At 72.3% G+C, this 21,784-nt stretch carries 18 protein-coding genes; 3 read left to right on the top strand and 15 right to left on the bottom strand.

Features of this window, described 5'->3' with window-relative positions; all coding sequences use genetic code 11:
- The first annotated feature begins 22 nt into the window (after window positions 1-22).
- Entirely contained in the window at window positions 23-673 is a 651-nt protein-coding gene (locus OHT76_RS39835; RefSeq protein WP_328875748.1) for a DUF4232 domain-containing protein, read from the top strand.
- A 3-nt stretch (window positions 674-676) separates the two neighbouring features.
- Here OHT76_RS39835 and OHT76_RS39830 read toward each other — a convergent pair whose 3' ends face one another.
- Both OHT76_RS39830 and OHT76_RS39825 read right to left on the bottom strand, forming a co-directional pair.
- Complete coding sequence (locus tag OHT76_RS39830; protein ID WP_328875747.1) at window positions 677-2,449, bottom strand: RICIN domain-containing protein; 1,773 nt, start codon at window positions 2,447-2,449, stop codon at window positions 677-679.
- 291 nt (window positions 2,450-2,740) lie between these two features.
- Window positions 2,741-3,676: a helix-turn-helix domain-containing protein gene (locus OHT76_RS39825; RefSeq protein WP_328875746.1), complete on the bottom strand. Its 936-nt coding sequence runs from the start codon at window positions 3,674-3,676 to the stop codon at window positions 2,741-2,743.
- A 64-nt stretch (window positions 3,677-3,740) separates the two neighbouring features.
- Here OHT76_RS39825 and OHT76_RS39820 point away from each other — a divergent pair, with 64 nt between their 5' ends.
- Complete coding sequence (locus tag OHT76_RS39820) at window positions 3,741-4,538, top strand: phytanoyl-CoA dioxygenase family protein (RefSeq protein WP_328875745.1); 798 nt, start codon at window positions 3,741-3,743, stop codon at window positions 4,536-4,538.
- Window position 4,539: 1 nt separating this feature from the next.
- Here OHT76_RS39820 and OHT76_RS39815 read toward each other — a convergent pair whose 3' ends face one another.
- Complete coding sequence (locus OHT76_RS39815) at window positions 4,540-5,508, bottom strand: aldo/keto reductase (protein WP_328875744.1); 969 nt, start codon at window positions 5,506-5,508, stop codon at window positions 4,540-4,542.
- Window positions 5,509-5,686: 178 nt separating this feature from the next.
- On the opposite strand from OHT76_RS39815, the gene OHT76_RS39810 reads away from it, so the two are divergent.
- A complete protein-coding gene (locus OHT76_RS39810; protein WP_328875743.1) occupies window positions 5,687-6,547 on the top strand; it encodes a hypothetical protein in 861 nt (286 codons plus the stop codon).
- Here OHT76_RS39810 and OHT76_RS39805 read toward each other — a convergent pair.
- The 12 genes from OHT76_RS39805 to OHT76_RS39750 all read right to left on the bottom strand — a co-directional run bounded on the left by OHT76_RS39805 (window position 6,502) and on the right by OHT76_RS39750 (window position 21,781).
- Complete coding sequence (locus tag OHT76_RS39805; RefSeq protein WP_328875742.1) at window positions 6,502-8,517, bottom strand: radical SAM protein; 2,016 nt, start codon at window positions 8,515-8,517, stop codon at window positions 6,502-6,504. The genes OHT76_RS39810 and OHT76_RS39805 overlap by 46 nt on opposite strands.
- A 46-nt stretch (window positions 8,518-8,563) precedes the next feature.
- Window positions 8,564-9,484, bottom strand: a complete 921-nt coding sequence (locus OHT76_RS39800) for an aldo/keto reductase (protein WP_328875741.1) — start codon at window positions 9,482-9,484, stop codon at window positions 8,564-8,566.
- Window positions 9,481-10,950, bottom strand: a complete 1,470-nt coding sequence (locus tag OHT76_RS39795; RefSeq protein WP_328875740.1) for a GMC family oxidoreductase — start codon at window positions 10,948-10,950, stop codon at window positions 9,481-9,483. Before OHT76_RS39795 ends, OHT76_RS39800 begins: the two co-directional genes overlap by 4 nt.
- Window positions 10,947-11,864 carry an adenosine kinase gene (locus OHT76_RS39790; RefSeq protein ID WP_328875739.1) on the bottom strand — a complete coding sequence of 306 codons (918 nt, stop codon included), beginning with the start codon at window positions 11,862-11,864 and terminating at the stop codon, window positions 10,947-10,949. Before OHT76_RS39790 ends, OHT76_RS39795 begins: the two co-directional genes overlap by 4 nt.
- Before the next feature lie 87 nt (window positions 11,865-11,951).
- Window positions 11,952-14,015 carry a 4-alpha-glucanotransferase gene (malQ, locus tag OHT76_RS39785; protein ID WP_328875738.1) on the bottom strand — a complete coding sequence of 688 codons (2,064 nt, stop codon included), beginning with the start codon at window positions 14,013-14,015 and terminating at the stop codon, window positions 11,952-11,954.
- Window positions 14,016-14,037: 22 nt separating this feature from the next.
- Entirely contained in the window at window positions 14,038-14,835 is a 798-nt protein-coding gene (locus OHT76_RS39780; RefSeq protein WP_328875737.1) for an HAD family hydrolase, read from the bottom strand.
- A complete protein-coding gene (locus OHT76_RS39775; RefSeq protein ID WP_328875736.1) occupies window positions 14,832-15,377 on the bottom strand; it encodes an NUDIX hydrolase in 546 nt (181 codons plus the stop codon). Before OHT76_RS39775 ends, OHT76_RS39780 begins: the two co-directional genes overlap by 4 nt.
- Window positions 15,374-16,261, bottom strand: coding sequence for an SDR family oxidoreductase (locus OHT76_RS39770; RefSeq protein ID WP_328875735.1), 888 nt, complete (start codon window positions 16,259-16,261; stop codon window positions 15,374-15,376). Before OHT76_RS39770 ends, OHT76_RS39775 begins: the two co-directional genes overlap by 4 nt.
- The gene (locus tag OHT76_RS39765; protein ID WP_328875734.1) at window positions 16,258-17,286 is read right to left on the bottom strand and encodes an ROK family protein; all 1,029 of its coding nucleotides are present in this window, start codon (window positions 17,284-17,286) and stop codon (window positions 16,258-16,260) included. The genes OHT76_RS39770 and OHT76_RS39765 overlap by 4 nt, the downstream gene beginning before the upstream one ends.
- The gene (locus tag OHT76_RS39760) at window positions 17,279-18,358 is read right to left on the bottom strand and encodes a sugar phosphate nucleotidyltransferase (protein WP_328875733.1); all 1,080 of its coding nucleotides are present in this window, start codon (window positions 18,356-18,358) and stop codon (window positions 17,279-17,281) included. Before OHT76_RS39760 ends, OHT76_RS39765 begins: the two co-directional genes overlap by 8 nt.
- A complete protein-coding gene (locus tag OHT76_RS39755) occupies window positions 18,351-20,324 on the bottom strand; it encodes a glycosyltransferase (protein WP_328875732.1) in 1,974 nt (657 codons plus the stop codon). The genes OHT76_RS39760 and OHT76_RS39755 overlap by 8 nt, the downstream gene beginning before the upstream one ends.
- A gap of 14 nt (window positions 20,325-20,338) precedes the next feature.
- On the bottom strand, window positions 20,339-21,781 hold the full coding sequence (locus OHT76_RS39750) for a phosphotransferase (RefSeq protein ID WP_328875731.1): 1,443 nt from the start codon (window positions 21,779-21,781) through the stop codon (window positions 20,339-20,341).
- Window positions 21,782-21,784: the final 3 nt, after the last annotated feature.

Here is a 21,784-nt window from a genome sequence, read left to right as displayed (position 1 = left end):
AACCCTCAGGAGCGTGGAGAACATGGCGAACACGTCCTCGTCCGTGCGCCGGGCCGCCCTGCTCGCGAGTGCGGTCGCGACGCTCGGCGCACTGACCGCCTGCGGCGGCGCCGACGGTACGACGACCGCTCCCCGGCAGCCGCCCACCTCGCCGGACCGCACGGCCACCAGCAGCTCCCCGAGCGAACAAGCCGCCGCCACTGAACCGGCACCCTCGCCCTCGGCGGCCGGCGGCACGAAGCAGTCGACCCGCTGCCACACGGGCGAGTTGCGCGCCGAGGTCGGCCGCATGGATCCCGGTGCCGGTCAGCGGAACTTCCCGATCGTCCTGACCAACGCCTCCGCGCGCACCTGCACGGTGTACGGCTATCCGGGCGCCGCCTTCGTCGATGCGTCCGGCGAGCAGCTCGGCCCGGACCCCGAGCGCGCTCCCGGCTCGCCGGCGCGGGTGACGCTGGCGCCGGGGGACAGCGCGTGGGCGGGTCTTTCGTACTCCAGCCCGGAAATCAGCGGGGCGCGCACCGCCCGGCCGGCGGCGCTGCTGGTGACCCCGCCGGACGAGCGGGAGCCGATCGAGGTGCCCTGGACGGCGGGTGCGGTGCCGGTGTCCGGCAACGCCTCCTCGGTGTCCTTGACGGTGTTCGCCCCCGGCTCGGGGCCCGGACAGCCCTGACCGTCAGCGGCGTCCGCCGCCGTAACCGCCGCCCCAGCCGTTGTCGCCGTCCCAGGAGCAGGAGTACGGGTCCGTGTAGCAGTCGCCGGTGGCCGAGGGCGTCGGTGTGGGCGACGGCGTCGCGGTGGCCTTCGGGGTCTTCGACGGCGTGGGGGTGGGCTTCGGCGTCGGCGCGGGTGGCGGTACTGGGGTCGCGGGTTCGGCCCAGTTGACCGCCTCCAGCTGGAGTTCGGGCTTGGAGGTGTCGATCACCCAGCGCTGGGCCGAGTCGTCCTTGCGGGTCTTGAGGACCAGCGCGCCGGAACCGTCGGTGGCGGCGGGGGTCAGGGCCAGCTCCTGGTCCCAGCGCGGGACCAGGGTGCCCTGGAGCGTGAAGTCGTAGCGGACCTTTCTGGTGTCCGTGCAGGGCGTGAGCCGTACCGAGTAGCCGAGGTGGGAGTCCAGACACAGGTCGGGCTCGGCGGCGCTGCGCAGGCGGCCGTCGGTCTCGTACACCCACTGCTGGCCCGCCTGCGCGGAGCACTCCGCGAGTTCGGTCTCGGCGCCCTTGACCGCCTTGCCTCCGACGATGCCGACGCACAGCCCGGAGGCGATGTTGTGCAGCCGCCCGGTCAGCGTGCCCTGCGCCGCCTCCTTGGCCCCGGCCCACGAGGGGCCGGTCGTCGGGGTACGGCCCTCGGAGCCGGCGGCCTCGGTGGCCTGTCCGGATCCTGCGGTGCCCTCCTCCGAGCCCAGGGCGGACCACAGCACCAACGGGATCACGACCAGCGCGCCGACGGTCACGAGGGCCACGGTGAGATTGCGCCGCCGCACGGCACGGCGGGCGGCCTTGCGAGCGGTACGGCTGGAAGAGGGCAGCGGGGTCATGTCAGGCGCTTGGCCTTCGCCGAAGTCCTCCCCCACCACGGTCGCCGCCTCCGCCACCGGCACGCTCTCGTCGTCCGCGCTGCGCGCCCTGGACTCCACGTACTCCTGCGCGCCCCAGCCGAGCACCGCCTCCGCCAGAGCCACGCCGAGTCCGTGGTTGAAGCAGTCCAACTGGTCGGCGGTGTCCCGGCAGTGCTTGCACCCGTCCAGGTGCCCGCGCAGATCGGGGTCGATGTCGACGCCGCCGCGCCGGTAGGTGACGTCGAGGAGGCGCAGGTACTGGCGGCACTCCTGGTCGGGGGCGAGTTCGCGGTGGACCTGGAGGCATTCCTCGCGCAACCGGTCGCGGGCGCGGCCGAGTTCGACGCGGGCGCCCTCCTCGTCCAGGCCCAGCAACCCGGCCGGTGTCTTCAGCGGTTCGGCCTCGACCTCGGTGTGCCACAGGAGACAGCGGGACGACTGGGGCAGCCGCTGGAAGGCGCCGGACAGCAGACGGCGGTGGGCCGGCGGCAGCAGACGGGCGGCGGCGCGCTCACCCCCGGCAGCCTCGGTCCGCAGCTCGGGGTGGAGCAGCTCACGCCGCTGGTCGGTGTCCCACTCCCCGGCGACACGCCGTACGGTGACCAGGAGTTGGGGGCGCCACGCGGAGGTCGGTCCGGTCTGCCGCAGGGTCTGTCCGAAGAGCCTCGTGAACGCCGCGGTGGTGAGCATGCCGGCGGCACGGGCGGTACTGGTGCACAGCCGCGCATACGCGAAGCCCGCCGCCCAGTGCCGGTCGAGGAGTTCACCCACGGGCTGCAGCGCGGGCGACGCCCCCGTCCACTTCTTGAGTTCGGCGCTCAGTTGCGCGTCCGTCAATTCCAGGGGGTGGGCGTTTCCTGGGAAATTCGGCAAGCCTGCGTCGTGCACGCGGCATTCCTCCGGAGGGCATGCGGCATTAATGGTCCATACCAATGGGTATGCTCCGGGCGCGGCTCTTTTGAAGCATCAGGCGTATGGGAGCGAGGCACACCTTTGCACAGGTCAGCAACAGGGAACAAGAGTTCCCTCGGTTTTGAGCACAGTGTGCGCGATGCCAGTAATTGAACATGCGTCAGTAAAGACTCGGTGCGTATCGCTGTCGGGCGGGACAACCGTATTCATCAAGCGCGGACGGATGTCTCCACAACCATTGAAGCGACGCGTCAGGCTGGCCGGAAATCACCGGCCGCCCGCGCCCTGGTCCACGCCTTCAACCATTGGACCCTTCGCCCGGAAGGCGCCGGGGGGTGTGCCGTAGCGTTCTCGGAAGACCCGGTTGAAGTGAAAAGGACTGGCGAATCCGGAAGCCGTCGCGATCCGTTCCACGGACAGGTCGCTGCCCTCCAGCAGCCGTGCGGCATGGCGCAGTCGCGCCTCGCGCAGCGCGCGCATCGGCGACACGCCGACTTGCCGGGTGAAGAGATGGGCGAAACGGGACGGTGACAGGGCGACGTGCCCGGCGAGCGAGCGAACGGTGTGCGGGGCGCCCGGATCAGCGGCGATCAGCGCCTCCGCGCGGCGCACCCGCGCATCGACTCCGGGCAGGGGCGAGCTCGGGCGCGCGGTGGCGGCGGTAAGCAGAACGGCCTCCTCCAGGGCGCACAGGGCGAGTTCGCGAGCCGCCGAACCGTGGGCCACGGCTACCCGGTCGGCCTCGGCGCCGGTGTCGGGCGGCGCGCCGCTGCCGGTCCAGCGGGCGTCGGCGAGCATCCGCCCGAATGCCGCGTCGACGCGGTCGCGCAGGGCGTCCGGGGTCGGTGAGACGACGTACAGACCGTCCCCGGCGTCGTACGGACGCAGCCAGGCCTGCCAGGTCGGCCGGGCCTGGCAGTGCGCCCACCAGAACTGCCAGTGGGAGGCGCCGGGTTCGACTCCGTAGCGGTGCCGGACGCCGGGCGCCAGCACCACGAGGTCGCCGGGTGATGCCCGGGTCTCCGCCGCGCCCTGGCGCAGCCGGCCGTGGCCGCCGGTGGTCCAGGTGAACAGCCAGCTGTCGGCGCCTTCCGGCCGGTTGACGTGGTATCCCGGCGGCTGGTCGAAGCGGCCGACGACCACCAGGCCGGGCGGTGGGGCCGGGTCGGCAGTCTCGGGCAATCCGTCAGCACCCACGGGCATCCTCCTCGGGCGGGCATCGCCCTAGCGTGACGTACAGACACCCCCTGACCGAAGGAGTGGACGCATGACAGCCACGGACATCGACGCCGGGCTCCGGCAGTTCCGCGAGGACGGGTTCATGATCGCGCGCGGGCTGTTCGGCTACGACGAGATCGACCGGTTGTGCGAGCGGTTCGCGGCGCTGCATGCGGGCGGGCCGGTACCGGGGCATTTCGAGCCGCGGGCGGCGGACGGCGATCCGTTGCGGGAGTATCCGCGCGTGATGCAGCCGCACGAGATCGACGAGTTGTCGCTCAGGGTGCTGCTCGATCCCCGGCTGCGGGAAGTGCTGGAGCTGCTGCTCGGCGAGGAGGTGCTCGCGGCGCAGAGCATGTTCTATTTCAAGCCGCCCGGGGCTCGGGGGCAGGCGCTGCACCAGGACAACTTCTATCTGCGGGTCGAGCCGGGCACCTGTGTGGCGGCCTGGATCGCGTGTGACGTGATCGACCGGGACAACGGCGGGCTCGAGGTCGTACCCGGCACGCATCGTATGGAGGTGTTCTGTCCGGAGGAGGCGGACGCGGGGGTGTCGTTCGCCCGGGAGTACGTTCCGCCGCCGCCGGGACTCGCATCCGTGCCCGTCGATATGGCGCCGGGGGATGTGCTGTTCTTCAACGGCAGCCTGGTGCACGGTTCTCAGCCGAATCGCAGCGCCGATCGGTTCCGGCGTTCGTTCATCGGCCACTATGCCGGGCGGTCGGCCGAGCGGATCGGTGGGTACTACCGGACCCTGTCGATGCACGGTGAGCGGGTTCCGTTGCCGGAGAGCGCGGGCGCGGGTCCGTGCGGAACCGAGTTCGGGGTGCCGCACGGACCGCACTAGGTCAGTGCCCGACGATGGCCCGAGCCGTGTAGGGCTGCTCCAACTCCTCGATCTCCTTCTCGCTCAGCGTCAGTTCGACCGCCGCCGCCGCGTCCTCGATGTGCTGAGGCTTGGCGGCGCCGACGATCGGGGCCGCCACCGTGTCGCGGTGCAGGAGCCAGGCGAGGGCCACCTGGGCGCGGGGGACTCCCCGGTCGTTCGCCACTCGGGTGACCGCCTCCACGATCGTGCGGTCGCTCTCCTGGTAGAGACGGCTGCCGAAGTTGTCGCCCGCGCTGCGTTCGGTGACGGTGCCCCAGTCGCGGGTGAGGCGGCCCCGGGCCAGCGGACTCCAGGGCAGTACGCCGACGCCCTGGTCCGCGCACAGGGGCAGCATCTCGCGCTCCTCCTCGCGGTAGAGGAGGTTGTAGTGGTTCTGCATGGAGATGAACTTGGTCCAGCCGTACCGCTCGGCGGTGTACTGCATCTTGGAGAACTGCCAGGCGTACATCGAACTCGCGCCGAGATAGCGCACCTTGCCGGCCTTCACCAGGTCGTTCAGCGCCTCCATCGTCTCCTCGACCGGGGTGTGCGGGTCGAAGCGGTGGATCTGGTACAGGTCGACGTAGTCGGTGCCGAGGCGGCTGAGGCTGTGGTCGATCTCCGCCAGGATCGCCTTGCGGGAGAGCCCTGCCCCGTTGGGCCCGGGCCGCATCCGGCCGTTCACCTTGGTGGCCAGCACATACTCGTCGCGCCGGGCGAAGTCGGCGAGCGCCCGGCCTACGATCTCCTCGCTGGTGCCGTCGGAGTAGACGTTCGCGGTGTCGAAGAAGTTGATGCCCGCTTCGAGCGCCTGCCGGATCAGCGGGCGGGAGGCCTCCTCGTCGAGCGTCCAGTCGTGCACACCTCGGTCGGGCAGCCCGTAGGTCATGCAGCCCAGACAGATCCGCGACACGTCCAGGCCCGTCGAACCGAGCTTCACGTACTGCATCGTTGCTGCTCCTGCCTTCGGGGTCGGTACCAGGGCGAGCGTACGACGTGGAGTGCGCGGCGCATTGCTGCCCGCAGGTGACCGTGCGGCGTGGGAGCGGCTCGGTGGCCGGATCGCTCCCTCATCCTCGGCGCAGAGGACCGGCGGACGGCCGGTCGCGGCCGTACGGAGGAACGCGGTGCGGACACGTCTGACCAGTCTGAGGAATCTGCTCGGGGCGGCCGCGGTGCTGCCGCTCGCCGTCGCGGCACCCGCGTGGGGCCTGCCGGACCCGCCGCCGGCACCGGCCGTGGCGGGTCCGGCGACGCTGTGCGCGCCGGCCGGCGTCCTGCAGGGCCCGGGCGGGCAACGGGCCTCGGTCTCGCTGTGCCTGGGCAGCGGTACGGCGATGATGGCGGTCTCGGCGCCCGCGACCTGCCGCCGGGCCGGGTCGCCCGCCCGGGCGGCGTGTCTGACCTCGGGCACCTGGACCGCGCGGCGCGACGGCGTGACGGTCGCCTCCGGAACGCTGCCCGGCTCGCGGGAGTACCCCGGTCCCGGAACCTACGACGTCGAGGCCGAGGTCCGGGTCCGCTCCGATCCCGCGGGCGTGGACCTGACCGGGACGGTCCGGGCCGGCCTCACGCTCAGCGCGCCGAAGGCGGCACCCACGCATCGCGTCGAGGTCGACCGGGGCACGCTGCGGCGCGGTACGGCGACGACCCTGACGTACACCGTGTACCGCGACAGTGAACGGGGCGACGGCAGCGCGCGGTTCGGGCTGATCGGGGAGGAGGCCTCAGGGGTGGAGCTGGCCACCGACGACGCCCGCTGCGTCAATCCGCTGGTCGGCCGCCACCCCTCCACGACCCGGAACCTGTACGCCCTCGACTGCGCCCTGACCGACCTCCAGCCGGGCCGCCCCGCCACCGTGGTCGTCCGGGTCGCCCAGCGGGACACCTGCTCCACGGTGGTCTCCAAGCTGGGCTACTGGATGCCCCAGGGGCAGGCTCTCTACACGGGGGGCATGCTGGCGGGGCCCACGGTCGAGTGCGTCTGACTCCTCTCGCGCAGGGCCCGGGGATTACCCAGTTCGTGGGTGAGCAGGCGTTCGGCGAGCGTGGTGCGCTCTTCGGGGGCGAGGGCGGCCACTGCGGCCACCAGGCGTTCGGCCGTGGCCTGGTCGACGCTCGCCTGTGGCGCAAGGCCGAGCAGGGCGGCGGTCTCCGGGTCCAGCGGGGCGTTGTCGGCGTCCGGGAGGCGGGCGCCGGCGACGCGACGCAGCGGTTCGGCGGCCTGTTCGGGGAGCAGGTCCGCGTACCGCGGCAGGTCGGTGTCGTCGGCGATGAGCAGCAGGTGCTTGGCGATCAGCGCGGCTTCGGGGAAGGGGGTGCGCACGGCCAGCGGTACGAGGGTTTCGGGCGGCAGGCCGAGGACGCACCCGGCGTGCAGCAGCACCTCGCGGACGCGTGCGGCGCGCGAAGTGTCGGGCAGTGCGGCCGCCGTACGCTCCAGGAAGCCGGTCAGCACCTTCTCGGGACCGGCCGTGTCGGCCTGGTCGCCGCCCCGGTAGTAGCGCGCCAAGTAACCCTGCCACCAAGCGAGTTGGACGGCGTACAGCTCGCCGACCAAGGACTCGTAGGTGCTCTCGTCCACGAGGTCCTGCAGTGCGGGTACGAGGTCGCGGTAGACGAGTCGCATCCAGGTGTGCGGTGAGCGCTGGATGCCCCAGCACTCGCTCTGCGCGTGGTCGCCGAGCAGCTCGGCGAGGCTGATCTCGCCGGCGAGGAGTTCTGTGCGGATGCCGGTGCCGGTGGTCTCGAAGCGGTAGAAGTGGTCGGAGTTCTGGGGCGGGCGCGGGGTGGGCAGAGCTCGGTCGATCAGGCGCTCCAACTCCGTGTAGCGCTCGTGGAGTTCGTCATGGGGCAGGCTGAGACGGGGGTGGAGGGGGTCGGCGAAACGGGTCTTGATCTTGGCGATCTCCTCGGAGAGGGCCTGGTAGAGGAAGATCTTGTCGAAGCGGTAGCTGAACGAGAGACCGATGTACGGGAAGACGGTGCAGCTGCGGCACTCCGAGCGATGGCCGACCTCCTCGTCCCGCACCCGCAGGAACTCCGGGTCCTGCACCAGCTCTCTGAGCGGCCGGTCCCACTGCACCGAGTTGTCGAAGGCGTGGTAGCAGGGCAGCACCAGTCGCCCGTCCGGGCCGACGGTGAGGATGCGCTTGTTGGCGAAGCAGTCGGTCGGCGCCGTGGGGTCCAGGGTCTCCATGTACTTGCGGAAGTGCAGGTTGATCAGGGCGAACGGCTGGTAGAGCAGCCGTATCAGCTCGTCCGCGATGGTGGTGCCGGTCGCCTCCGACTCCTCCAGGCGCCCGGCGCGGTCGGCGTCGGCGAGCGGCTTGCCGTTCTGCTCGATCAGCTTCAGCTTGCGGGCCGTCCGGTTCATGTCGCGGACGGTGTCCTGCTCGTCGAAGTACTCGAACATGCCGGAGAAGTAGATGGTGATCCGGTTCTCGTGGGCGAAGCGCAGCAGCTCCGGCACCTCGTCCACGTTCTCCCGGGTGACCACGCAGATCAGCTTGAGGTTGCCGGAGCCGGTGGCGATGACGCGCTGGATGACGTCGAGTGCGCGGTCCAGGGTGGGCACTCCGCGGATCTGCCGGTAGCGGTCGGCCCGGAGCGTGTCCAGGGAGACGTTCATGGTGTCGACGTAGGGCACGATGGCGTCGATGTGCTTGGCGAACCGGATGCCGTTGCTGGTGATCTCCACGGTCATGCCGAGGGACTTGGCGTACTGCACGATGCCGTCGATGTGCGGGTGCAGCACCGGCTCACCGCCGGTGAAGTCGACGTAGCGCACGCCGAGTTCGTACAGCTCGTCGAGGATCTGCCGGGCCCGCTCCAGGGTGAGCTCCTCGTAGCCCTTGAACTTGTCGTCCTGCCAGACGTTGCAGTAGCCGCACAGCGAGTTGCAGCGGAAGGTGATGTAGAAGCGGGCGGACTGCAGGAGTCCGGGGCTGGCGGTCACGGTGGTGGGTTCTCCGTCCGTAGGTGGGCGAGGGCAGGCGGGCGGGTTACGGCAGCGGGGCGCCGCGGGCGGCGATCCACAGCTCGTACCACTCCTCGTGGGCGAGTTCGGGGGTGCGTACGGCTGCGTCCCGGCAGGCGCGGATCCGCTCGGGCCTGCTGGTGCCGACGACCGGGACGATCCCGGCGGGGTGGCGCTGGAGCCACCAGAGCAGGACCGTTTCCGGGGTGGTGTCGTGGCGTCGGGCGAGTTCCGCGACAAGGTCCGCCGCCGGGGAGGGCTCGCCTCCGCTGTAGCGGCCGCGGGCCAGCGGGCCCCAGGCCTGGAGCTCGATGCCGTGGGCGGCGCAGTGCTCGAGGGTGCCCTCCGGGAAGCCGATTCCGGCCGCCGCGGGGGTGTTGACCAGCACCCCGGCCTCGACCCAGTCGCGCCGGGCCAGGCTCATCTCCAGCTGATCGACCGTCAGCGGTACGTCGAGACAGGCCTGGAGGCGGGTGATCTGGGCGGCACTCATGTTGGACACGCCGAACCGCCGTACCAGGCCCTGGTCGTGGAGCGTGTGCAGGGCCTTCGCGATCTCGTCGGGGTCGGCGAGGGGGTCGGGGCGGTGCAGCAGGAGGGTGTCGATGACGTCGGTGCACAGCCGGTCGAGGCTCTCCCGTACGCGGGCCAGGATGGTCTCGGCGCGCAGGTCGTACAGGCCTGGCCGGTCGCCCTCGGCGAGGCGGATACCGCACTTTGTCTGGATCTCGATCCGCTCGCGCAGTCCGGAGGCGCGGGCCAGCACCTCACCGAAGACCGCCTCGGACTTGCCGAAGCGGTAGATGTCAGCGTGGTCGAAGCGGGTGATGCCCGCGTCCAGGGCCGCTGCCACAGCGGCTTCGGCATGCTCGATGTCGCCTGCCGTATAGGGGGTGCGGTCCCAGGCGCCGCCCAGGCCCATGCAGCCTTGGATCAGCCGGGTCATCGTGCCTCCTTCATCTTGTCGGCGAGCAGTTCGGCGAGGGCGAGCACCGGTAGTTGGGTGTTCGCGGCGGGGACGGTGGGCAGGACGGAGGCGTCGGCGACGCGCAGGTCGGCGATGCCCCGGACCCGGCCCTCGCCGTCGACGACGGCCGATGGATCGTCCGGGCGGCCCATGGCGCAGGTGCCCACGGGGTGCCAGTAGGTGCCGAGCCGGGTGCGCAGGTCGTCGTCGGACAGGTCGCGCGACGGGTGCCCGGTTGCCAGGGGTTTGAGCGCCGTCGTCGCGGCGAGCCGCTCGACGATCTCCAGGCCGTGGCGGAGCGTGACGAGGTCGCGGCCCTCCGGATCGCTGAGGAACGCCGGGTCGATGTCCAGGGGCGTGTCGGGGTCGGCCGAGCGCAGGCGGACCGTGCCACGGGAGGCGGGTTTCATCACGAAGGCGGAGATGCCCGCCTCGTACTGGCCGGGCGGCAGCGAGCCGAACAGCGGGTCGCCGGCGGAGGGCAGGATGTGCAAGTCCCAGGCCCCGTCAGGGCAGTTGGGGCTCGCCGCTCTGATCAGCATGCGGCTGACATACAGTTCGCCCTCGCGCTCCTTCGCGGCGAGCGCGTCGTTCAGATGGGGCGTCGGAGTCAGCGGGACGAACACCCCTGGCTGATCGGTGAGGTTGGCGCCGACCCCGGGCAGGTCGACCTCGGGACGGATGCCGACCGCCCGCAGATGGTCCGCAGGGCCGATACCGCTGCGCATCAGCAGCGCGGGCGAGCCGAAGGCACCGCAGGCGACCACGTAGGTATCCGCCGCCAGAGTCTCGCGCCGCCCGTCGACGACGACCTCGGCGCCCGTGATCCGCCCGTCCCGCACGGTCAGCCGGTCGGCGGTGGCGCCGCTGAGAATCGTCAGGTTCGGACGATTGCGGTCGAGATAGGCGAAGGCGGCGTTCCAGCGCAGACCGTCCAGCGCGTTGATCAGCGGAGTGCCGCAACCGGGCCCGCCCGGCGCGCCCATGTCCACGTCCTCGTAGCCGAGTTCGCGCGCTCCGGCCAGGGCGGCGCGGGCCCAGACGGAGAACTCCCGGTCCGGCACCTGCCGCAGCCGCATCCGCTCCACGGCCTTGTGCCGGTACGGCGCCATGGCCGCCGCCGACCAGGAGGGTCCGCCCGCGCTCTCCCACTCCTGGTGGTCATGTGCCGAACCCCAGGTGTGCCAGCACCCGTTGACGCAGGAGGAGCCGCCCAGGACGCGGGCGCGGATGCGGTGGACCTCGGTGCGGCGTTCCCAGACGTCGTCCCGTGGCAGGGCGTGGGCATCGCGCAGACTGTGCGGCCAGGCGCCGTGGTCGGGGCCGTAGTCCGGACCCGCCTCCACCAGGCACACCGTGCGCCCGGGGTCCTCGCTCAGCCGGGAGGCCAGCACACAGCCGGCCACTCCCCCGCCGAGGACGACGACGTCGTAGCCACCCGTCATACGGGGTCTCCCGCCAACTCCGCGACGCGGTCGAGGAGTCCGTCGCGGCCGATGGCGTCGGTGCGGGTGGAGGGGACGGTGCAGGCGTAGGCCCCGGCGACGGCGCCGTACAGGGCGCACTGTGCGGGGTCCTCGCCGTTCAGCCAGCCGAGCAGGAAGGCGGAGGCGAAGGCGTCACCCGCGCCGTTGGAGTCGACCACCGGTGCGGGCGGGGTGACGGCGGGGATGTGGGTGAGCGCGCCGTCGGCCAGCAGGTAGGCGCCGTCCGCTCCGGCGGTGGCGACGACGATACGCGCCCGGCCGCGGGCGGCGATGTCCCGCATGGTGCGCTCGTGGTCGGCGAGGGCGGTGGTCGACAGGAAGACGAGGTCCGAGGCGAGGGCGAAGGGCTCGTGGTAGGGGTTTTCGCCGTCCCAGTTGTGCAGGTCCGTCGAGACGGTCAGCCCGGACTCCCGCAGCAGCGGCAGGGCTTGGGAGCAGGGGTGGGTGATGACCACGTGCGCGTGACGGGCGGCGGCGGCCAGGGTGCGCACCGTCTCCTCCGGGAAGCGGTCGGCCTCCCGGGAGCGTGTGTCGTCGTACAGGGACAGCCGTCGCCCGTCGGGGCCGACCAGGTTGACCGCGCGCTTGGTGCCCGCGGGCTGCGGTACGGCGGTCAGCGGGATGCCGTGGTCGCGGTGGAGGGCGCGGACCAGATCGCCCTCCACGTCGTCGCCGATCATGTCGAGGTGGTGGGTGCGCAGGCCCAGGGCGCTCAGGCCGAGCGCGACGAAGTCCCCGCTCTGTCCCGCGCGGGTCTTGATGCCGGGTCGGATCATGTAGCTGTCGGCGTACGGGACGGGCAGTTCGGGGACGTGGACGATGGTGTCCACGCCCGCGCCGCCCAGGACGAGGACGTCGGTCTCAATGCTCATGGGGTTACGTCGTTCCTCTCGGCTCGGGGAGGTGAGTCAAACAGCCCACTACGGGGACTGCAAGAACTTGCAGCAAATTTCGGCAAGTTAGTTTCCGCTGGTGGGCAGCGCCTTGTATATCTCGGCGACCTCGCCGGGTCCGGGGTGGGCGGTCAGCTCCTCCAGGGGCAGCGGGCGGCCGTCCGGATCGGCCACGGGAAGGCGCCAGTTGGGGTATTCGTCGAGGGTGCCGGGGAGGTTCTGCGGTCTGCGGTCGCCGACGGTGTCGGGGAGCCAGACGCCGAGCAGCTTGGCGGGGGTGTGGGCGAGGAAGCGGTGCAGGGCCAGGGTCTCTTGGGCGAGGGCCTTTTCGTCGTCGTCGGCCGCGAAGGCCCCGACACGTCTCAGCTCGCCCAGCCAGCCGTCCCGTTCCGCCGCGGCCGCCGCCTGCGCCTGTTCCGCGGGCTGGGTGAGCAGTCCGAGGCTGTCGTGCAGCCGCACCTGCTCGCCGTCCAGCCAGGCGGCCGTGCTCGGCAGGTCGTGCGTGGTGAGCGTGGCCAGGCAGTCGGCGCGCCACTGCTCGGGCGGCAGCGGGCCCGAGCGCTGCGCCGAGCCGCCCTGGTACTCGAACCGCAGCACCGAGGTGCCCAGGATCCCCCGGTCGGCCAGATCCTCGCGCACCCCCGTCTCGACGGTGCCGAGGTCCTCGCCGATCACCATGGCGCCGGCCCGGTGCGCCTCCAGGGCTAGCACACCGAGCAGTGCCTCGTGGTCGTAGCGGACGTAAGTGCCTTCGCTCGCCCGGGCTCCCTCGGGGATCCACCACAGCCGGAACAGGCCCATGATGTGGTCGAGGCGCAGCGCGCCGCAGCGGCGCAGGGTGCCGCGCAGGGCCTCGGCGAACGGCGCGTATCCCGCCTCGGCGAGGGTGTCGGGGCGCCAGGGCGGCTGGCCCCAGTCCTGGCCGCTGCGGTTGAAGTCGTCGGGCGGGCAGCCCACGGTGACGCCCTGGGCCAGATACCGCTGGAAGTGCCAGGCGTCCGCCCCGTCGGGGTCGACGCCGACGGCGAGGTCGAGCATCAGCCCGACGGCCATACCGGCACCGGTCGCCGCCCGTTGCGCCGCGCCGAGTTGTTCGTCGACCAGCCAGGCGAGTTTGCGGTGGAACTCGGCGCGGTCGGCGAACGCGACCCGGGCGGCGGGGATGTCGGGCCCGTCCGGGCTGCGCAGTCCGGACGGCCAGGAGCGCCAGTTCGGGCCGTGCACTTCGGCGAGTGCGCACCACAGGGCGTAGTCGTCGAGCCCGCTGCCCTCGGCCTCGGTGTAGCGGCGGTAGGCGTCCTGGCGTTCCCCGGTCAGCGGGACGCGGTGCACCAGCTCCAGGGCCGCCACTTTCAGCGCTCGTACGACCGACCGGTCGATGAGCCCGCCCGACAGGACACCCGAGGTCAACTCCCGGGCGCGTGCGGCGAGTCGGGCGGCTTCTGCCGGCAGGGCCGCGAACTCGGGGATGTCCTCGATCCGGAGGTTCATCGGGTCGGGGTAGCGGCGGCTGCTCGGCCGGTACGGGGACGGGTCGGACAGCGGTCCCGGCACATAGGCGTGCAGCGGGTTCAGGAGCACGAAGTCGGCGCCCAAACCGCCTGCCCAGCGGCCGAGTTCGGCGAGGTCACCGAGGTCGCCCATGCCCCAGGAGCGGCGGGAGAGCACCGAGTACAGCTGGACCAGGAAGCCCCAGTGGCGTCCGGCGGGGCCGGTCAGCCGCTCGGGGGCGACGAGGAGCGGTACGGCCTCGGTGCGGGCGCCGCGCAGGGCGTGCAGGGTGTGGCGGCCGACCGGGAGTGCGGCGAGCTCCGACACCCGGCGGCCGTCCTCCGTCTCGACCCACAGCTCGGTGCCGGGCGGCACGGCAAGCGGCGCCGAGGGGCGCCCGGCACGCAGGACGACGCTCGGCGGCAGCAGACGCTCGGCCGCCTGCTGTCTGCGCTCCGCGAGCGCGTCCCGGATGCCGCCGGGCGTGGACGTGTCGGCGCCGAGGGCGGCGAGCACGGCGCGCAGGGTGTCGGGCGAGGTGTCGACACGGTGGCCGAGGTCGGTGGTGTAGTGCGTGGCGACGCCGTACTGACGGGCCAGTTCGGTCAGTTCACAGGTGTCGGTGGTGACTGGGGACATGGGTGCGGCTCAGCTCTCCAGGTCAGGGAAACAGGCGTTCCAGAACGGCCGCTACGCCGTCCTCCTCGTTGGTGGGCGCGATCTCGTCGGCGCAACCGCGCAGCTCGGCGTGGGCGTTGCCCATGGCGACGCCGTGGGCGGCCCATTCGAGCATCGGGATGTCGTTGGGCATGTCGCCGAAGGCGATGGTCCCGGCCGCGCCGAAGCCGAGGCGCCGGGCAGCGGCGGCCATTCCGCTCGCCTTGCTGACACCGGCGGGCAGCAGCTCGACCATGCCCTCCCCGGAGTGCGTGACCGCGATCCGGTCGGCGCACACGCGCCGGGCGAGGGCGGCGAGCCGGTCGTCGTCGAGGTCCGGGCGGCGGCTGCGGATCAGCACCTTCTCCACCGGTCCGGTCCACAGCGCGGCGCGGTCCTCGACCAGCCGCCAGCCGTGCCGGACGCGCTCCCCGAAGCCCGCGGTGACCAGGAACTCCCCGTCCAGTCCTGCGGTGACCACGCCGAGTTCCAGCGGCCCGGCCGCCTCGGCGATACGGTCCACCAGCGCCCGTACGGTGGCGCGGTCCAGGGTCGCCGAGGCCAGCAGGCGGTCCGCGCCGACGTCGTAGAGCTGGGCGCCCTGGCCGCAGATGGCGAGTCCCCGGTAGCCGAGCGGTTCCAGCAGGCTGCGGCAGCCCGCGGCCGGGCGGCCGGTCACCACCAGGTGGCGGGCGCCGCTCGCCGTGGCCCGGGCGAGCGCGGCGCGGGTGCGCGGGGAGACGGTGAGGTCGCCGCGCAGCAGGGTGCCGTCCAGGTCGGTGGCGACGACGGCGTAGGTCATGCGCTCTCTCCCCTGTGCAGGTCCAGCAGGGTGTACGCGGCGAGCGTCGCCGCGTCCGTGACCCGGCCGGCACCGACGAGGGCCCGCCACTCGTTCGGGTCGGCCCAGCGCTGACGCATGTCGGCCTCGCCGGCCTCCCGTTCGGGCTCGCCCTCGGTCAGCTCCTCGGCGAGGTAGACATGGCAGCCCTGGCTGGCGTAGCCGTAGGCGACGTGCAAGCGGCCGAGGTAGGTCATCCGGGCGGCCCGCAGGCCTGTCTCCTCGCGCAGTTCGGCGCGGGCGAGGTCCAGCGGGGCCTCGCCCTCGTGCCCGGCGGGCCAGGAGCCCTGCGGGAACTCCCAGTAGCGGCCGCGCACGGGGTAGCGGTACTGCTCGACGAGGTGGAGCCGGCCGTCGTCGTCCCGTGGGATCACCAGGGCGTAGTCCGGCTTGTCGACGACGCCGTACTGGCCCGGGCTGCCGTCGGGGCGTCGTATGTCGTCCTCGCGGACGGTCATCCAGGGGTTGCGGTAGACCTCGCGGGAGCGCACGGTGCGGATCACGGGGCGGCCTCCAGCAGGTCGCGGATCCCCTCGTCGACGCCGCGCACGCGCAGGCCGTGCCGGCGCAGGACGTTGTCCAGGAGGGTGCTGGTCAGACAGGTGTGGGTGGGGCGGCTGGCATACCGGCCCTGTGCCTTGGGGACCCGCACGACCCGGGAGCGCGGCACGCCGAGCCCCTCGGCGATCGCCTCCGCCCACTCGGCCCGGGAGACCCGGTCGGGGCCACCGAGGTGGAGCAGGCCGGGGGTGCCGGGGGCGAGGGCGGCGGCGGTCACGGCGGCGACGTCGGCCACGTGGACCGGGGTGGTCCACTGGTCGTCCGGGGCCTCCACCCGCTCGCCGTTCCTGAGCCGATGAGCGCATCCGGCAAAGAAGTTGAGCCACTTGGCCGAGGCGGCGGGCTCCCAGCCGTAGACGAGGCTGACCCGCAGGACCGTCGCGTCCGCACCCTCCCGCAGGATCCGCTCGGCGGCCAGCTTGGCCCTGCCGTAGGCGTTGGCGGGGGCCGTGGGGGTGTTCTCGTCGTTGTCGGGGCGGCTGCCGTCGAAGACGTTGTCGGTGGAGATCAATACGGTACGGCGGCCTTGCGCGGCCTTGGTGAGATGCGCCGCCGCCGAACTGTGCAGCGCAAGGGCGCGCTCGGGGTCGGCCTCGCACCAGGTGACGTCGGACGGGCCGTGGACCAGGACGAGTCGGTCGGGCCGCACGGCTTCGACGACGCGCTCGCAGGCCTCGGCGTCCGCCGCGTCCAGGCGGACCCAGGGGGCGTCGGAGCCGGCGGGCATCCGGCGGGAGGCGAGGACGGGGTTGCCGCCCTCGGCGGCCAGCCGGGCGGCCACGGCGCGTCCGACGAAGCCGCTGCCGACGATGAGGGTGACCGTCATGGCGCCGTCACCGCCGGATGCCCCGCTCCACGCGCGGCGAGCAGACGGCCCGCGCCGAGGAGGCCGTGATCGTCGTCCGGGGCGCCGAGTTCGACCATGCGGCGAATCTCCGCCGGGGTCAGGCCGAAGCAGCCGAGGAGCTCCAACTCCTCGGTGAGCAGGCGGACATAGCGGGGTCCGACGGCCAGCGCGAAGCCCCCCATGAGGAGGTAGCGGCGGACGCCGATCGACGTGAACACGGAGGTGATGGCGGAGGCGAGGTGGGTGAGCGTGCCGCGCAGGACGGTCGTGGCGAAGGCGTCCTCGGCGCGTACGGCGGCGACCAGCGTCGGGTTGTCCAACAGCTGTGGATCGGGGGCTGTTCGGGCGAGGGCCGAGCGGGCGTAGCCGCCGGGGTCGGCGAGGGCGGCGCGTCGCGTGGCGGCCAGCACACCTCGCCCGGAGGCGATCCCGCCGAGGTGACCGCGTCCGCCGCAGTCGCACGGCGGCGCGTCCGGCGTGAGGTCACAACGCCAGTGGCCCAGCTCCCCGCCGTGCCCCTCGGCATCCAGCAGCACCTCCCCCGCCCGGTACACCTTGCTGCCGATCCCGGAACTGACCGTGATCAGGCAGAACGGCGGCTGGTCGGGGCCGTCGACATAGCGCCAGACGGCGGCCGTCAGATCGTTGACGACGACCACGGGAATGCCGAGGCGCTCCTCCAGCAGCGGGCGCAACGGCAGGGGTGCGCCGCGCTCGCCCCAGACGGTGGGGGCGGTCAGCGCGTGGCCGTCGGCGGTGACCGGCCCGGCGAAGGCGACGGCCAGGGCGCGGCTGCCGTGGCGTGCGACGGCCTGCTCGGCGAGCGCGGCCAACTGCTCGGCCACCTTGGACTGGAGGAGGGGCACCGGGTCGCCGGGGTGGCGGGCCAGGCCGTCGGTGGGGACACGGCGTACGTCGTCCACGGTGGCCGTGGCGACGTCGTACCGCGCGATCCGCAGGGTGGTGCCGCCCAGGTCGACGACGGTGAAGGCGGGCTCAGACATGGATGTCTCCCTGCACTGTGCCGTCCTCCAGCACGATCGCCGAGTCGATATCAGCTCCGGCGGGCACCTGCGCGCCCGGCAGCAGCACACTGCGGCGGACCCGCGCACCGCTGCCGATGCGCACACCGGGGAAGACGACGCTGTGCTCGACACGGCCGTCGTTGACCAGGTCGGCGGGGATCAGGCTGCGCTCGACGCCGGGCGCCGTCACGACCTCGCGGGGCACCTCTGGCCGTACCGTGTGGGGGAGTTGATCGGGCGTCAGCCCGGCATTCTCGTCCAGCAGCGCCAGATGGGCCCGGTGATAGCGGTCGACCGTGCCGATGTCCTCCCAGTGTCCCGGCACCTCATGGCCGAGGATGCGCTCTCCGCCGGCGAGCATGGCGGGGATGACGTCCCGGCTGATGTCGTGCTGCCAGTCGGTGCCGTCCAGCAGCTCCAGATAGTGGTGCAGCCTGGCGGCGTCGAAGACGCAGAACGCGGCGAAGACCAGATCGCTGGTGGGCTCGGCGGGCTTCTCCACGAAGGCGGTGAGTTGCCCGGCGCCGTCGAACTCGACCATGCCGAAGAGGTGGACGTAGCGCCGCTCGATGCGCTGGTACGCCAGGGTGAGCGCGGCGCCGGAGCGGCGGTGCGCGGCGATCAGCGGGCCGTAGTCGAAGCGGTAGACGTGGTCGGCGTGCAGCACCAGCACCTCGGAGGTGCCGGGCCCGAAGAGGTACGGCGCCTTGCGGATCAGGGCGTCGGCGGTCCCCCGCTCCGGCGGGCAGGACTGCTCCGGCGGACGGTATCCGGCGCCTTCGCGGTAGGCCCGGTCGTACGGCCCGAAGTGGACCCGGAAGCCGGGCCGCCACCAGGTGCGGTGCAGGTCGTCCATCAGCTGCCGCTCCTCGTACTGGGAGAGCAGCAGGACCTCACCCAGGCCGGAGGCCTCCGCGTTGGCGAGCGAGAAGTCGATCAGGCGGCAGGAGCCGCCGAAGGGCACCAGCGGTTTGAGCCGGCCGTGGCCGAGCGGGCCCATCCGGCGGCCCTCTCCGCCCGCGAGCAGCGCTGCGCGCACTCCGTCAGCCATGGCGCACCACGTCCCAGGCGGAGCGGCCGGAGGACAGGGTGAGGAGCAGATGCACTTCCCCTCCAGTTTCATCGAGGAGTCCGGTGAACTCGCCGGGCCCGGTGCGCTCCAGGGGGCGAACGGTGACGTCCCGGCGCCAGGGGTGCTCGGGGTCGGGTTCCGCGAGGGCGACCGCTTCGACTCGGTCGGCGTGCGGCAGGCGGTAGGTGATGCGGCCGTCGGCGACGGAGTGGCGGGCGCGCAGGTCGCGGTCGGCGAATCGAGCGGTCGCTTCGGCGATGGCGTCGCGGTGGGCGTCATGAGCCTCGTCGGGGAGGAGGTCGAACCAGCCGTACTTCAGGAGGAGTTCGATGCTCGGGACGGGCCGCTGTCCCTCCCAGAGCGGGGTGAAGGCCGCCAAGTGCTGTGCCGCGACCTGCTGCCAGGTGAACTCACGCGCCTTGGCGATGGCGTTGGCGCGCAGCCGCTGGTACTCCTCGGGGCGCTCCCGCAGCAGAGCGGCGGCCGTGTGGATGCGCTCGACGAGGGCGTTGACGAGCAGGGTGTCGTCCTCGGCGAAGGAGCGGTTGACGGCGAAGCCGGTGGCCTCAGGGGTGTTCAGCGGATCGGCGACATGTCCGAAGTGGGCCATGCCCAGTTGGGCCGTGGCGATCGGGACGGCACCGACGGCCATCGCCTCGCCCTGGGCGATCAGGAAGGTGTCCATCTCGAACTTGGACGGGAAGAGGCAGTAGTCACTGGCGGCGGCGTATTCGACGACCCGCCGTTCGTCGACGCGCTCGCACTCCAAGTGGACGCGGTCCTTGTGGCGTTCGACGACCTCGCGGACGTACGGATCGTCGATGCCGCCGTCGCTGAGGCAGCGCAGCACGAAGTTGGCCTTGAGGCCTTCGTCGAGGACCCGGTCGACGGCGCGGAAGAGCTCCACCTGGCCCTTGTGATGGACGGCGTAGCGGGCGTTGTGGAAGAACGTCGGCAGGGCGGGGTCGAGGCCGATGCCCTCCAGGACGGCCGTCCGGTCGACCGCGGGCCGGTCCTCGGCGCGCCAGCGGTCGCCGATGGCGCAGCCGCCGACGAAACTCTTGTGCGCGTTGCGCCGCACGGTGTCCCGCACCGGCAGCCGGTTGAACAGCTCCTCGAAGGGGGTGTCGGCGAAGGCGGTGTAGAACTCCAGGTGGCCCGGCGAGAGAAAGTCGACCAGGTCCGCGTGGTCGGCGACCAGGTCGTAGACGCGGATGTGGCCGGGCCCGTAGTCGTAGTGCAGATGGGTGCGTTGCTGGTAGGCACTCAGCACCGAGATCTCTGCCTCGCGCGGGTCCTCGGCCGCCGGCTCGACCTGGGCGTCCAGGAATTCCAGCAGCCGTTCGACCTTGGGCCGGTAGACCTTCTTGGTGATGGGCATGTTGCTCTGCACGGTCCCGACCACGAACTTGTCCGGGTCGTCGCGGAAGGCCGCGGGCAACAGGTAGTGGTAGTACGGCTCGTGGGCGTGGACGAGAGCCTTCTCGCCGCCGAATCGGCTGCGGATGAAGCGGATCGTGTCCACCTGATAGGCGAGTGGCTTGAAGAAGACGAGGTCACTGCCCTTGCTGTCGTACGGCGGGTAGAAGCGGTCGGGCAGTCGGTCGAGCAGGTCGTTGGAGAGGAAGTACAGGTCGACGCCGTCGAGTCGGACGCGGTGTGCGGTCGTGGTGAGCGGGATGCGCACCTCGGCGGGGAAGCGCTCGCCCCAGGTGTCGGGGTCGAGGACCAGCGGCAGTTCATAGGTGTCCTCGTAGTCGAGGCGCTCTACGTCGTAGGAGGCGCGCAGGTCGTCCAGGCGGCCGTGGGCGGGGGTGACGACGGAGACGCGGTGGCCCTCGTCGGCGAGTGCCTTGGAGAGATTCCAGAGGTAGACGGAGATTCCGCCCTGGAGGAAGCGGTGGTCGAAGCCTCCGCACTCGAAGTAGGTCTCGATGATGTGCACGGGTGTCGTCGTCCTCACCCGGCGGCCGGGAGGCTGCCGGCCTCCACGGCGTGCCGCAGGTTGATCGCCGCGTGGTAGGCGCGGTCATGGGCGTAGGCGTAGTCGAGTTCGTGGATGAGGCGGCGCAGCCGGAACAGCCGCCAGGCGGGGTGGTCGCCCGGGGGTGCGGGGGCGAGCAGGTCTCCGGCGCGGGCGGCCCACAGGCCCGCGGCCGCTCTCAGCCGGTCCAGTTCGGCCAGCTTCTTCGGTGTCCAGCCCGGAGTGTCGGGGCGGACTCCGGTGGCCTGGAGAAGCGCCGTGCGGGCCGTGTCCTCGGGGTCCATGCCGAGGGTGTCCGCGGCATGGTCGGAGAACTCGTCGGCGGTGAAGATCTCCAGGCCGCGTCGGAGGGCGGCGAGGTCCTGCCAGGGCGACTGGGCGGTGGCCGGGTCCGCCGGGTCCGAGACCGGGGTGGAGAGGTCTATTACACACAACTCCCAATCTTCGTCGGGGAGTTCGCGGCGCAGCACGTGGGAGAGGTGCAGGTCGCCGTGGCAGGGGCCCGCGGGCCAGGGCTGGGGCGGCAGTTCGGCGATCCGGGCCAGTTCCCGCGCGAGGCCCGCGGCGGCGGCCTCCCTCACCTCGGCCGGGATACGGCCGTCGGCGCGCAGGTGCGGGGTGAGCGCGGTCAGCTTCTCGGCGGCTTCGGCGAGGAAACTCTCGGTGGGGAACTCGGGGTGCGGGCCGAGGCGTTCGGCGAGCTCCCGGTGGAAGCCGCCGAGGAAACGGCCGGTGGCGCGCAGCGCTTCCGTGAGGCCGCGCTGCGACTCGGCCACGGCGGCCCGGGCGTCGGCGCCCGCCGCGAGCAGCGGCCACAGGGCCCGGATGCCGCCGCGCAGCGGCACGTTCAGGCCGTCCCCCTCGGCGTACCGGTAGAGCACGCCGAGGGGTTCGCGGCGCCCGGTGCCGGTGTCGACGTAGGTGTAGGTGCCGACGGGCCGCTGGGTGCGGCCGCTGTCGGCCATCAGCCGCAGCAGTTCGGGCTCGCGGGTGCCCGTGTCGATACGGCGGTAGGTCTTGTGGGCGTGGGCCGTGCCGCCCAGGTCGAGCAGCGAGAGCGCGTTGGAGCACCAGCCGGGGTCGAAAGGCAACGGGCCCCGGTAGGCGGCCGGTTCACCGCGGAACTCGATCAGGTTGCCGGCCCGGGTGGACAGCCGCAGTCCCTCGCGCAGGGCGTCCACGACGAGCCGGTCGAAGGCGGGGGTGCCCTCGGCGCCGCGGCCGGGGTCGGCTGCGTGGACGGGGACGAACCAGCGGGCCTCGCCCGCGCCGACGATCAGGAGCCGCAGCTCGCCGAGCGGGGCTTCGTCGAGGAGTTCGACGCGTCCGGTGCGGCGGGCGCTGTCGTCCATCCAGGGGGCGGCGCGCAGCATGTCGACCGTGGCGGGCGGCGGGCTGCCGAGCAGCAGGGTGTCCAAGGT

Source organism: Streptomyces sp. NBC_00287 (assembly GCF_036173105.1).
Taxonomy (GTDB): Bacteria; Actinomycetota; Actinomycetes; order Streptomycetales; family Streptomycetaceae; genus Streptomyces.
Note: the sequence above shows the minus strand (reverse complement) of the source record. Positions and strands in the feature narration are given on the sequence as shown.